This window comes from Kitasatospora sp. NPDC001683 (assembly GCF_053596495.1).
In genome coordinates this window covers 25051-37651 of sequence record NZ_JBSFGK010000078.1, presented here as the reverse complement: position 1 = coordinate 37651, position 12601 = coordinate 25051, and the positions used below count along the sequence as shown (strand labels likewise).

The following is a 12601-nucleotide window of genomic DNA, read 5'->3' as shown; positions in this document are numbered from 1 at the left end:
AGGGCCTCCAGGAGCCGACCGCCCAGGCCGTGCCGCTGCATCCGGGGGTGGACCACCAGGCGCGACCGGCTCGACTTCCCACGCGGCGGCGGCTCGGGCGCCGGGGCACTCTTCCGGCCAATTCCGCACCTCCGGCGTACTGCCGGAGAGGCACGCGGTGTGCCCGAACGGCATCACCGGACCGCACAATTCAGCCACCACGCCCGGCCAGGCGCTCGGCTGCCCGCACGGGACGCCAAGGCATTCGCCCATCGGAGCACGAGAAGCCGGCCGGCCGACAAGTCCACGGCCCGAGCGAACCGGCCGCCCCGCAACACCCATGCCGCTGCGCGAGACGTCGACCCAGCCGACTTCCCATGCGCATAGCTGCACGCCAGGTGCCGCGCCCAGAGCCCGAACGCTCGCCCGCCCCGCGATCAGGTGTTGCCCGGGCTGCGCGAGAAGTCGGCCCGGTCGACTTCCTATGCCGTGGTGCCGCGCCCGGGCCCGAACGCTCGTGCCGCCCGAGGCCCCCGCAGTTCAGGGTGTTGCCCGGGCTGCATCAGAAGTCGGCTCGGTCGACTTCCTGCGCCGTAGCGCTGGGCCCGCTCGTGTCGCCCGGGTTCCCGCGAGCAAGGGGTGTTGCCGGTGGCGCGTGGGAAGTCGGCCTGGTCGACTTCCTGTTCCTCGGGGTGGGGGTGGGTCAGGCGGTGACGGGGGCGAGGGTGAGGCCCTGGGGGTAGAGGGTGGCGGTGGGGGGGAGGGTGGCGGGGGTGCCGGCGTGGAGGACGGTGAGGGTGCCGGTGCCGGTGCGGGTGGGGTCGGCGACGCGGCGGAGGGCCTGGGCGGCGACGGCGTCGGCGGAGCCGTGGAAGGTGAGGGCCTGGGAGGCGGTGGGGGCGACGGCGGTGCGGATGCGGTCGGCGACGAGTTCGTAGTGGGTGCAGCCGAGGACGAGCGCGTCGGTGCCCTGCGGGGTGCGGGCGGCGGCGTCGGCGATGGCGGCGGTGATGGCGTCGTCGCCGCCGTGTTCGATGGCGTCCGCGAGGCCGGGGCAGGCGACCTCGGTGATGTCGGCGGTGCCGCCGAAGTCACGGATGAGTCCGCGCTGGTAGTCACTGCCGGTGGTGGCCGGGGTGGCCCAGATGGCGACGCGGCCGCCGAGTGCGGCGGCGGGCTTGATCGCCGGGACGGTGCCGATGACGGGCAGCCCGGGCTCGAGTTCGGCGCGCAGGGCGGCGAGCGCGTGGACCGAGGCCGTGTTGCAGGCGATCACCAGGACGTCGGGCTCGAGGGCGGCCGCGGCCCGGCAGCAGCCGAGGGCCAGTTCGGTGACCTCTTCGGGCGTGCGCGGTCCCCACGGCATCGAGGCCGGGTTGGAGGAGAGCACCAGATCGACGTCGGGGCGCAGCTTCCGGAGGGCGTCGGCGGCGGCCAGCAGGCCGATTCCAGAGTCCATCAGTGCGATCTTCACGAGGCAAGACTTTAGTCGATCCCCCCGTCCCGGCCGGTTCTGCGGCAGACTGCCGGGGTGACCGTCCTGCTGTGGATCGCCGCGTTCTCCCTGCTGGTCTGGCTCTGGCTGGCGTGTTGCCACGGTCTGTTCTGGCGCACCGACGTCCGGCTGCCACCGCGTCGTCCGCCGGTGCGGTGGCCGCAGGTGGTGATTGTGGTGCCGGCCCGGGACGAGGCGTCGGTGCTGCCGGTGAGCCTGCCGACGCTGCTGGCGCAGAAGTACCCGGGGCGGGCGCGGGTGATCCTGGTGGACGACCACAGTTCGGACGGCACGGGCGCGGTGGCGGCGGAGCTGCGGACGATGGACGGGCTGGAGCTGACGGTGACCACCCCTCCCCCGCTGCCGCCGGGCTGGACGGGCAAGCTGTGGGCGCTGCGGCACGGGGTGGAGCTGGCCGGTCCGGACGCCGAGTACCTGCTGCTGACCGACGCGGACATCGCGCACGGCCCGGATTCGCTGGCCGAGCTGGTGGCCGCCGCCGAGGGCAACGGGCTGGCCCTGGTGTCGCAGATGGCCCGGCTGCGGGTGGAGACCGGTTGGGAGCGGCTGATCGTCCCGGCCTTCGTGTACTTCTTCGCCCAGCTGTACCCGTTCCGCCGGAGCAATCGCCCCGGCTCCCGGACCGCGGCCGCGGCGGGCGGCTGCTCGCTGGTGCGGCGGGAGGCGCTGGAGCGTGCGGGCGGGGTGGCGGCGATCCGGGGGGCGGTGATCGACGACGTGTCGCTGGCCCGGGCGGTGAAGTCCTCGGGCGGGCGCACCTGGCTGGGTCTGGCCGGGGAGGTGGACAGCGTCCGCCCGTACCGCCGGCTGGAGCAGTTGTGGCGGATGGTGTCGCGCAGCGCGTACGCCCAGTTGCGGCACTCGCCGGTGCTGCTGCTGGGAACGGTGCTGGGCCTGGCGCTGGTGTACCTGGTGCCGCCGGTGGCGACGGTGGCCGGTCTGGTGGCGGGAGCGCCGCTGGTGGCGGTGGCGGGCGGGGCGGCCTGGGCGCTGATGGCGGGCACCTACCTCCCGATGGTCCGGTACTACGGGCAGCCGGCGGCGGCCGTAGTGCTGCTGCCTTTCACGGCCTCGCTGTACCTGCTGATGACGGTGGACTCGGCGGTGCAGCACTGGCGGGGCCGGGGCGCGGCCTGGAAGGGCCGGACGTACTCGCGGGCATGAGCGACCCTGAGCGGCCCTGAGCGGATACGAGCAAGCATGAGCGGACACGAGCGGACACGAGCGGCACGGGAAAACCGCGGGCGCGCCGGGCCGGTCGGATCCATACTGCTCGGATGGACCGTCAGCGGATCTCCCGGCTCGCCCATGCCCACCACCCGATCGCGGCGCCGTTGTCGGACGGGTCGGTGGCCCGTCTGTTGGACCGCGCGCTGGCCGGGCAGGAGAGCGGCCGGGCGGTGGACCTCGGCTGCGGTGAGGGCGCGTGGCTGCTGCGGGCGCTGGCCGCGCGGCCGGGCTGGCGGGCGGTGGGGGTGGACGTGGACGCGGCGGCACTGACCCGGGCCCGGGAGACGGCGACCGCGCTCGGCGTGGTGGGCCGGATCGGCCTGCACCACCGGGACGCCCGGGAGTTCACCGACCGCGAGCCCTTCGACCTGGTGCTGTGCGTGGGCGCCACCCATGCCTTCGACGGGCTGCTGCCCACACTGGCGGCGGCCCGCGAACTCCTCGCTCCGGGTGGGCGGTTGCTGGTCGGCGACGGGTTCTGGGAGCGCGAGCCGTCCCGGGAGGCCCTGGACGGGCTGGGCGCCGTCCCGGAGGACTTCGCGGATCTGGCGACCACCACCGACCGGGTCCTCGCGGACGGTTGGACCCCGGTGTACGGGCACGTCAGCACGGCCCGGGAGTGGGACGACTACGAGTTCTGCTGGACGGGTTCGCTGGCCGAGTGGGCGCTGGACCACCCGGACCACCCGGACGCGGCGGCTGCCCGCGAGGCCGCGGACCGCCACCGCACCGACTGGCTGCGCGGCTACCGGGGAACGCTCGGCTTCGTCACCTATCTGCTGCGCCGCGACTGAATTCCCCGGCAGCGGCGACTACTTCTGCGTCCTGGCGAGGAAGTCGTCGATCAGCGGGGCGATTTCGGGCAGTTTCTCCTCCAGTGCGAAGTGCCCGGTGTCGAGGACGTGCAGTTCGACCCCGGGCAGGTCGCGCAGGTAGGCGCGGGCGCCGGCCTCGGTGAAGAAGGGGTCGTTGCGCCCCCAAACCACCAGGGTGGGCGGCTGGTTGGCGCGCAGCCAGTCCTGCCAGACCGGGTAGAGCTCGACGTTCGAGAAGTAGTCGAGGGCCAGTTCGACCTGGATGTCCTTGCGGCCGGGCAGGTCGAGGAAGTGCTGGTCGAGGGTCCAGCCGTCCGGGGCGACCAGGCTCGGGTCGCCGGTGCCGCCCTCGTACTGGCTGCGGGTGATGTCCAGGGTGAGGATCGACCGGGCGACCTCCTCGGCGCCGGGAACGCCGCGCCGGTGGGCGATGAACTCCCTTGCCTGGTCGGAGAGTCCCTCCTCGTACGCGTTGCCGTTCTGGACCACCAGGCCGGTGATCCACTCCGGCCGGCGGGTGGCCAGCCGCAGGCCGACCGGTGCGCCGAAGTCGAAGACGTACATCGCGAAGCGGTCCAGGCCGAGGGCGAGGCAGAAGCGCTCGATGACGTCGGCGAGGGTGTCGAAACGGTACGGGAAGGCGTCGGGCGCGGGGCTGTCGCTGTTGCCGAAGCCCGGGTAGTCAGGGGCTATCAGGCGGTAGCGGGTGCCGAGCGCGTCGAGCAGCCGGGCGTACTGATGGGAGGCGGAGGGGAAGCCGTGCAGCAGCAGGAGAACGGGGGCGTCGGCCGGGCCGGTCTCGCGGTAGAAGACGCGCAGGCCGTCGAGGTCGACGTGGCGGTGGTGGACGTGCGGGATCGTCAGCTCGCTCATAACTAACCATTAAACAGCATCTGAATGGTTAGGCAAGGGGTTCGTTAGAGCGAACTGATCGACCGTCATCCGCCTGCCGGGGTTCAGCGCTTCTGCAGCTGCTCCCGCTGCACCAGGTAGTCCAGCACCTCGGGCATCGCCTCGACGCCGCCGGCCTTGGTCGGCGAGGTGCGGTACTCGCCCTGGACGACCACCGTCGGCAGCTCGTTGACTCCGTACCGGACGAACTGGACGACCGCGTCGTCCACCGACCGGCCGACCTCGGCGGAGCGGTAGGCCGCGCGGAAGCGCTCGGCGTCGACGCCGTGGCGCACCGCCCAGTCGGTGGCGGCCGCCTCGGTGGTGAGGTCGGCGCCGTCGGTGTGGATCGAGCGGAAGGCACTGGTCTGCAGCTGCTCGACCAGGCCGAGGCGCTCCAGCGTGTAGTACAGGCGCGCATGGGCACGCTGCACGCCCTCGTCCGGGCTGCCCTGCCAGATCGCCGGGACCCGGCGCAGCGCGACGTCGGCGCGGTGCTTCTCCGCCCAGGCCTGCAGCGGCTGCTCCAACGCCTGGGAGTGACTGCAGTCGTACCAGAAGAACTCGACGGCCTCGGTGCGGGCGCTCTCACGCACCGGCTGAGCGTGGTCGAGCTTGACGAACTGGGCACCCTCGGTGGGGGGTTGATGGGTCACCGCACCGGCCTGGACGGGGGACACGGCGATCCCGGCGGCGACGGCGAGCAGGACGGCGGACCGCAGCAGCGAATTCGAGTTCACATCGGGCAGTTTGCTGGTGACGGTCCGTTTCCGGCGAGTCGGTACGGAACGGCTGGCCCGGATTCGCTCGAACGGCGTAACTGGGCTCGTCCCGTAGCGCGCGTCGGCGCGCGTCGGGGCTCGGCGGCGCGCGTCGGCACGTCGGAGCTCGGCGCGCCGGTGGCGGTCATCGGCGCTCGGCGGCCGGAGGGCCCTGCCGTCAGCGAGCGGGATCGTCCGTCCAGACCTCGGCGACCAGCCGCTGCCAGTCGTCCACCACCGCGCCCAGCTCGAAGTGCTCCAGCGCGTGCGCCCGGGCGGCCGCGCCGAGGCCCGCGCCGTTGCAGGACAGCACCTTGGCCAGCGCCTCGGCCAGCGCGAGCGGGTCCCCCGGGGCGACCAGCGCTCCGGTGGCACCGTCCCGGACCACCTCGCGCACCCAGCCGACGTCGGTCGCCACAGCCGGCACCCCCGCCAGGGCCGCCTCGATCAGCGCGCCGGGCACGCCCTCGCTGTCGCTGGTGAGCAGCAGCGCGTCGGCGGCCCGGTAGAGCGGCGCCGGGTCGGGCAGCGGGCCGAGGAAGTGGGCGCGGGCGGCGGCCGGGTGGCGGGCCAGTGTCTCCAGCAGCGGGCCGTCCCCGGCGACGGCCATCCGGACGTCGGGAAGCCGGTCGAGTACGTCGAGGGCGAGGTCGAGCCGCTTCTCGGGGGATATCGCGCCGATCCAGGCGACCAGCAGGACGTCCGCGGGCAGACCCAGGGCGTGTCGGGCGGCGCGCCGGTCGGCCCGGCCGTCGGCGGGCGGATAGCTCTCGGCGGCACGGGAGTTGGGGATCACCCGGACCTTGCCCCCGGGCAGCCGGAACTGCTCCTCCAGCACCTCGCGCGCCTCGTCGGTGAGGGTGGTGACGGCGGCGGCACGGTGCATCAGGGCGCCGCCGCGCAGTCTGCGCAGCCGGTTGGCGGTCCAGTAGCGGGGGTGGCCGACGGAGACGTAGACGAAGGGGGTGCGGGTGCCGACCAGGGCGAGGGCGCAGGCGGCCAGGGTGTCGGAGCCGTGGGCGAGCACGACGTCGGCGACCCGGGCGGCGGAGCGCAGCGCCCGCAGGGTGGTGGGGCGCAGGCGGCCGGGGCCGAGTACGGCGGCGGCGCGCACCCTGGCGGTGTCGGGACACCCCTCTCCGCAGGTGCCCGGTACGGCCGTCCCGGCGGTGCACACCCCCGATACGACCGCACCCGGCCGCGCGGGTGGCACGGCCGGGTGCGGGGCGAGGGCGCACAGCGCGGAGGCCTGGCCCCGGCGGCGCAGTTCCCGGTGAAGGTCACGGGCGAAGTTCTGGGCGCCGCCCCGGCGTTCGTCGCTGATCAGGTGCAGGACACGCGGGCGGACTCCGGCCGAATCGGCCGCCGTGTGGTCGGGCATGGACCGACCTTGGCACAGCGCTTCGCCCGGTACAGCCCCTTCGCGCAACCTCGCGGTGGCCCGCGCGCCCGCGCCCGTACACCCGGTGTGCGCTGAAGGGCCGCCGTCGTGCGCCGGTTGCGACCGCCCTGCGCCCCGTTTCACCCCCGGCCGCACCACGGTGCCGCCCTCCGCTCCCTCGTACCCCTTGTGTCAAGGACCGGCTCACACCATCGGGCGGGGAACGAGCTGTAAGACGCCGATAGGCCGGTACGCGGAGGGCCTGCGCATCAGCCGGGTGCGCCGGGTCGGGCCGGGACGGGGGGTCGGGCCGACCGGTCGGCCGGTTACGCGGATCGGGTGAACGCGGGTTGGACCTCGCCCCTGGCCGGTCGGCAGGATGTCCGGCCGGGGCCCTGCCGTACTGCCCCATCTCCCCCTTCCCCGTTCGGATTTGGAGTCACCCGGTGTTCAAGGGATTCCGCAGCTTCCTGCTGCGCGGAAACGTGGTGGACCTCGCGGTCGGCATCGTGATCGGCGCGGCCTTCACCGCCGTCGTCACCGGGTTCGTCAGCGCCTTCCTCACCCCGCTGGTCGGGGTCGCCACCGGTGCGGTCGGCGACTTCACCCAGAAGACCTTCGAGGTCGGTGGCACCAAGTTCCCGTACGGCCTCTTCGTCAACGCCGTGATCGGGTTCGTCCTGGTCAGCGCGGTGATCTACTTCGCCGTGGTGGTGCCGGTCGGCAAGCTGCAGGACCGCTTCGAGAAGGCCAAGCCCGCGCCGGCCGCCAAGGTAGAGTGCCCGGAGTGCCTGAGCTCGATCCCGGCCGCCGCGACCCGCTGCTCGTTCTGCACCACCGAGGTCGCCGCCCGGCCGGGCCTGCCCGCGCAGTCCCAGCCGCTGCAGACGCACTGACGTCCTGACGGCGGCCTGTGGAGCGCTCCTGCGGCCGGCTCGGATCGTCCGCCGTGGGCGCTGACGGGAAATTTATTCCCGAAACATTCACGAGCCCCCGCCGCACCGTCGGCGGGGGCTCGAATGCGCCCGCGCACGCCCCGTCCGCAAAAGTTTCTCCATGAGGCCCCGCCCGTCCACCGGCCGGTCACCGCAAGACTTTCCCGGCCGCCGCGTCCGGGCGCTGTTCGATCACTGACGGGGCGCCAGGGTTGTCCGGAACTGAGCGCCAGTATGTCCGTTCTTCCTACTTTCGAAACCTTTGTGCGAGCGAAGACTGTGTAAACACTCGAACTGCTCCCTCTCCCGCTCTCCTCAGCAGGCGCATTGTGGGCTTACCGTATGCCCCATGACCTCGCCCCGCTCCTACGACGGAGTCGGCTACCCCTCTCCGTCCTTCTCCTCCGGCACGCCGATCTACGACAGCCTCGTGGCTGAGCGCGGCGTTCCCCAGATCGCACCCATCAACGTGCCGGCCGCCCTGCCGCCGGCCCTGTCCTCCGGTTACGGATCCGGCCTCGGCCAGTCCTACGAGAACCGGTACGGCAACGGGTACGAGACCCCCGGCAGCAACCTCCCCGCGCTGCCGCCCGCCCGCCTCGCCCTGGGCCCCGGCCCGAGCAGCGGCCCCTCCGCCGGCCCGGCCACGGCGTACATCCCCGCGCAGTCCGCGCCGGCGTACGCCTCCGCCCCGCAGCCGCCGGCCCCCGGATACGGCGCCCCCCAGCCGTACCAGCGGCCGCAGCCCGCCGCCCCGGCCTTCGCCCAGACCGCCAGCGGCGGCTACCAGCCCACCGGCGGCCAGAGCTTCGGCGGCCAGAACACCTTCATCGGCCAGGGCGGCCAGCAGACCTTCGGCGCGCAGTCGACCGGCGGACCGGCCGGTTTCGGCCAGGGCCAGCCCGGTGGCCTCCCGCAGGGCGGTCCGCAGAGCTTCGGCGGCCAGCAGTCCTTCGGCGGTCCGAACCCGGCCGGCCCCGGCGACCAGGGCTTCGGCGGCGCCCAGCTGCGCCCGGCCATGGCGCCGGTCGCGCCGGTCCGCCCGATGCAGCCGCAGCGGCCGGGCCCGTACGGCGAGCCCGCCGGCTTCCAGCAGGGCGGCTACCAGCCGCAGGGCCAGGGCTACTGAGCCACTGGCACCACGGGGCCGCCCCACCGGCTCGCACCCGCACCACCTGAGCACCACCCGGCGACCCCTGAACGCCGGGCGAACGGAGAAACGGGTCATCCACGGACCGCCCGGAACGCCCCCCACGGCGTACCGGGCGGTCCGTGCGCGTACCGGCACCATCGCGCTCGAAGCGCCCCGGGGGCCGTGCGACCGGCCGGAACGCTGCTGGCAGGATGGGGGAATGCAGCTCACCGGACTCCACGTCTACCCAGTCAAGTCGATGTACCGCCTGAGCCCGGACACCGCCGCGGTCCACCCCTGGGGTCTGGCCGGAGACCGGCGCTGGATGCTCGCCGACCCCACCGGGCGCTTCGTCAGCCAGCGCGAGAACGCCGCCCTCGGGCAGATCCGGGTCCACCCGCTGCCCGACGGCACGCTGACGCTGACCGCCCCCGACGGCTCCCGGATCGAGGTCGCCGCCCCCGCCGTCGCCGCCGGCGCCCCGGTCGCCGAGGTCGAGGTCTGGGGCACCCGCTTCCGCGCCGTCGAGGCCGCCCAGGAGGCGCACCTGTGGATCGCCGAACACCTCGGCGACTACCGCCTGGTGCACCTGGACGACCCGCGCGCCCGGCCCGTCGACCCCGAGTACGGCGAGCCCGGTGACACCGTCTCGATGGCCGACGGCTTCCCGCTGCTGCTCACCACCACCACCTCGCTGGACCGGCTCAACGAGCTGATCGCCGCCGAGCACCCGGAGGGCCACGAGACCCTGCCGATGGAACGCTTCCGCCCCAACGTGGTGGTCAGCGGCTCCGAGCCCTGGGCCGAGGACGGCTGGCGCCGGATCCGGATCGGCGCGCTCACCTTCAAGGTGGTCAAGCCCTGCGGCCGCTGCGTGGTCACCACCACCGACCAGGAGAGCGGCGAGCGGCGCGGCCCCGAGCCGCTGCGCACCCTGGCCCGGCACCACAAGCTGCTGCGCAAGGCCGCGTTCGGGCAGAACCTGATCCCCGAGCGGCCGGCCGGCGTCGGGGGCGACGTGCTGGGCACGCTGCGGCTCGGCGACGACGTCGAGGTCCTGGAGGACGGGGCGCACTGGCCTGCCGACGGGCACTGAGCCGCCGACGGGCGCTGAGCCGTCGGCGGGCGCCGGCCGGAGCTGGGCGGGTGACCGTTCCGCGGGCGGCTGTTCCGCGGGCGGCCTGCCGGTACGGAAGAACCCCGGCCGTACGCGCCCGGCGAGGAACTCCGACTGTGCGCGCTCGTTGAAACAAGTGGTCGGAACCTGTGGCCGCGGTGGGCGCCCCCGGTGTCCGCGCGGCGACGGGCGGCCGGGCCGACCGCCCGGGCGGGCCAGGACGGGCGGCCGGATCACCCGCCGGGGCGCGCTACGGTGGGCGGACGGCCCGCGCACCCCCGCGCCCACGGCCCGTTGATCGCCGGCACGACGAAGGTGGGGACGACAGACCGTCATGGCTGAGCACAGGGTCCGGGTCACCCAGGACAGCGCATCCCGCTGGCGTCGCCGCGCGGGCGAGTACGACACGCTCACGGAGGCCCTGGCGGCCGCCGAGCCGGGCGACACCGTGACCGTCCGGCCGGGCACCTTCCGGGAGAACGTGCTGCTGGACAAGCCGGTGACGATCGTCCCGGCCCAGGGCCCGGGCACCGTCCGGATCGAACCGGCCTCCGGAGTGGCGATCACCGTCACCGCCGCCGCGACCGTGGAGGACCTGGTCGTCGAGGGCGGTGACAGCTCCACTCCGGCCGTCCTGGTCACCGGGCCGCAGGCGACGCCCGCGTTCCGCGGTTGCCGGATCGAGACCCGCTCCGCCACCGGGGTCGAGGTCAACGGCGGGGCCCGGCCGACCCTGCGCGGTTGCGTGGTCGCCAACCCGGGCGGGCTCGGGCTGCGGCTGCGCGGCGAGGGAACGGCCGCCGCCTTCGAGGACTGCGAGGTCGCCGCGGCCGGCCAGGCCGGACTCGCCGTCCTCGGCGGAGCGACCGCCGCGCTGGACCGCTGCCGGGTGCACCACGCCTCCGGCGCCGGCGTGCTGCTCTCCGACCCGGGCAGCGCGGCCGAGCTCACCGGCTGCGAGATCTACGAGATCCGCGGCTGCGGCGTGCAGGCCGAGGCGCAGGCGGGCGGACGGCTGGTCGACTGCGACATCCACCGGGTCACCGGCAACGGCCTGACCCTGGACGGTGAGGCCGAACTGGTGCTCACCGGCTGCCGGGTGCACGACCTGCCGGAGAACGGCGCCGACCTGCGCGGACGCGCCAGGCTCAGCCTCGTCCACAGCACCGTCCGGGACTTCGGGCGCGGGGCGCTGTCGGTCTGGGACCAGGGCACCGAGGCGGTCGCCGAGTCCTGCCAGATCCACGGCTCCACCGGCGAGTACCCGGCACTGTGGGTCAGCGACGGCGCCCGGCTCACCCTCACCGACTGCTCGCTGCACGACCTGCCGGACGCGCTGTTCGTCCTCGACCGGGACTCCGCCGCCGTCGCCCAGGGCTGCTCGTTCAGCCGGATCCGCAGCTCGGCGGTCTCGGTCAGCGGTGGAGCCACGGTCTCGCTGGCCTCCTGCCGGGTGCAGGAGGCCGGGACCGGACTCTGGTTCCGCGACCACGGCAGCGGCGGGCTGCTGACCGACTGCGAGATCTCCGACGTCGCCACCGGCGTGATCGTCACCAAGGGCGCCGACCCGGTGCTGCGCGAATGCACCGTACGGGCGAGCACGGACGCCGGGGTGTACGTCTCGGCGCAGGGGCGGGGCACCTTCGAGGACTGCCGGGTCTCGCACGGCAAGGGCTTCGGCTTCCACATCATCGACGGGTGCCGCACCCAGCTGACCCGCTGCCGGGCGGAGCAGAACGAGCGGACCGGGTTCGAGTTCTCCGAACCGGGACCGATCGCCGAGGGGTGCACCTCGGACGACGTGGCACCGGCCGCTCCGGCGGGCGCGAGGACCTCCGGACTGCCGGACCTGCCGAGCCCACGGACGGCCCAACTGATCGCGGCCACACCCGTGTTGACCGCCGCATCGATGTCCTCGGCGGCCTCGGCCGCTTCGGCCGCCGCGGCGGCGACCTCCGCGATCGCGCCGATCCCGGACTGCCGGCCGGCCGACGAGGCACTCGCCGAGCTGGACTCGCTGGTCGGACTGGCCACGGTGAAGCAGGAGGTGCGCACCCTGATCGATCTGATCTCGGTCGGCCGGCGCCGCCGCCAGGCCGGGCTCAAGGCGCCCTCGCTGCGCCGGCACCTGGTCTTCACCGGTGCCCCGGGCACCGGCAAGACCACCGTCGCCCGGCTGTACGGCGAGATCCTCGCCTCGCTCGGGGTGCTCCAGCGCGGGCACCTGGTCGAAGTGGCCCGGGTCGACCTGGTCGGCGAGCACATCGGGTCCACCGCGATCCGCACCGCCGCCGCCTTCGACCGGGCGCGCGGCGGGGTGCTCTTCATCGACGAGGCGTACGCGCTCGCGCCCGAGGACGGCGCGCGGGACTTCGGGCGGGAGGCGATCGACACCCTGGTCAAGCTGATGGAGGACCACCGGGACGAGGTGGTCGTCATCGTGGCGGGCTACACCGCCGAGATGGAGCGCTTCCTGTCGGCCAACCCCGGTGTCTCGTCACGGTTCTCACGCACCATCACGTTTCCCGACTACACGGCGGACGAGCTGCTCGAGATCGCCCGGGCGCAGTGCGCGGAGCACGAGTACGCGCTCTCCGACGCCACCGAGGACGCGCTGCTGGAGCACTTCGCCCGGCTGGAGCGCGGCCCCAACTTCGGCAACGGGCGCACCGCTCGGCAGGTGTTCGAGACCATGGTCGAGCGCCACGCGGTGCGGGTGGCGGCCCTGGCCGATCCGTCCACGGAGGAGCTGCAACTGCTGGTCCCGGCGGACCTGCCGACCGTGCCGCTGCCGTAGGGGTCGGGAACTCGCCGACGGCTTCGAGCCGTCGGGGGTGCATGGGC

The 12601-nt window shown here is 74.1% G+C and carries 10 protein-coding genes; 6 read left to right on the top strand and 4 right to left on the bottom strand.

Annotation, left to right across the window (positions count from 1 at the left end):
• Positions 1-682: 682 nt before the first annotated feature.
• A complete protein-coding gene (locus ACWCYO_RS31285; protein ID WP_449786098.1) occupies positions 683-1453 on the bottom strand; it encodes a glutamate racemase in 771 nt (256 codons plus the stop codon).
• A 57-nt stretch (positions 1454-1510) separates the two neighbouring features.
• Here ACWCYO_RS31285 and ACWCYO_RS31280 point away from each other — a divergent pair, with 57 nt between their 5' ends.
• Complete coding sequence (locus ACWCYO_RS31280; protein WP_449786097.1) at positions 1511-2659, top strand: glycosyltransferase; 1149 nt, start codon at positions 1511-1513, stop codon at positions 2657-2659.
• Between the two features lie 113 nt (positions 2660-2772).
• Positions 2773-3519, top strand: coding sequence for an SAM-dependent methyltransferase (locus ACWCYO_RS31275; protein WP_449786096.1), 747 nt, complete (start codon positions 2773-2775; stop codon positions 3517-3519).
• An 18-nt stretch (positions 3520-3537) separates the two neighbouring features.
• On the opposite strand, the gene ACWCYO_RS31270 is transcribed toward ACWCYO_RS31275, so the two are convergent.
• The 3 genes from ACWCYO_RS31270 to ACWCYO_RS31260 form a co-directional block, all read right to left on the bottom strand.
• Positions 3538-4413 carry an alpha/beta fold hydrolase gene (locus ACWCYO_RS31270; RefSeq protein WP_449786095.1) on the bottom strand — a complete coding sequence of 292 codons (876 nt, stop codon included), beginning with the start codon at positions 4411-4413 and terminating at the stop codon, positions 3538-3540.
• Between the two features lie 83 nt (positions 4414-4496).
• Positions 4497-5171: a thiol:disulfide interchange protein DsbA/DsbL gene (locus ACWCYO_RS31265; protein ID WP_449786094.1), complete on the bottom strand. Its 675-nt coding sequence runs from the start codon at positions 5169-5171 to the stop codon at positions 4497-4499.
• A 199-nt stretch (positions 5172-5370) separates the two neighbouring features.
• Positions 5371-6573, bottom strand: coding sequence for a glycosyltransferase family 4 protein (locus ACWCYO_RS31260; protein WP_449786093.1), 1203 nt, complete (start codon positions 6571-6573; stop codon positions 5371-5373).
• A gap of 446 nt (positions 6574-7019) precedes the next feature.
• On the opposite strand from ACWCYO_RS31260, the gene mscL reads away from it, so the two are divergent.
• The 4 genes from mscL to ACWCYO_RS31240 all read left to right on the top strand — a co-directional run bounded on the left by mscL (position 7020) and on the right by ACWCYO_RS31240 (position 12554).
• Positions 7020-7469: a large conductance mechanosensitive channel protein MscL gene (gene mscL, locus ACWCYO_RS31255; protein ID WP_449786092.1), complete on the top strand. Its 450-nt coding sequence runs from the start codon at positions 7020-7022 to the stop codon at positions 7467-7469.
• A gap of 388 nt (positions 7470-7857) precedes the next feature.
• Entirely contained in the window at positions 7858-8637 is a 780-nt protein-coding gene (locus ACWCYO_RS31250; RefSeq protein WP_449786091.1) for a DUF6643 family protein, read from the top strand.
• A gap of 223 nt (positions 8638-8860) precedes the next feature.
• Complete coding sequence (locus tag ACWCYO_RS31245) at positions 8861-9736, top strand: MOSC domain-containing protein (protein WP_449786090.1); 876 nt, start codon at positions 8861-8863, stop codon at positions 9734-9736.
• A 355-nt stretch (positions 9737-10091) separates the two neighbouring features.
• Positions 10092-12554, top strand: coding sequence for a right-handed parallel beta-helix repeat-containing protein (locus tag ACWCYO_RS31240; protein WP_449786089.1), 2463 nt, complete (start codon positions 10092-10094; stop codon positions 12552-12554).
• Positions 12555-12601: the final 47 nt, after the last annotated feature.

Bases quoted from the DNA above. Each gene is read 5' to 3' on its own strand.
- ACWCYO_RS31275 (WP_449786096.1), top strand. From the start codon at position 2,773: ATGGACCGTCAGCGGATCTCCCGGCTCGCCCATGCCCACCACCCGATC.
- ACWCYO_RS31270 (WP_449786095.1), bottom strand. From the start codon at position 4,413: ATGAGCGAGCTGACGATCCCGCACGTCCACCACCGCCACGTCGACCTC.
- ACWCYO_RS31260 (WP_449786093.1), bottom strand. From the start codon at position 6,573: ATGCCCGACCACACGGCGGCCGATTCGGCCGGAGTCCGCCCGCGTGTC.
- ACWCYO_RS31250 (WP_449786091.1), top strand. From the start codon at position 7,858: ATGACCTCGCCCCGCTCCTACGACGGAGTCGGCTACCCCTCTCCGTCC.
- ACWCYO_RS31245 (WP_449786090.1), top strand. From the start codon at position 8,861: ATGCAGCTCACCGGACTCCACGTCTACCCAGTCAAGTCGATGTACCGC.
- ACWCYO_RS31240 (WP_449786089.1), top strand. From the start codon at position 10,092: ATGGCTGAGCACAGGGTCCGGGTCACCCAGGACAGCGCATCCCGCTGG.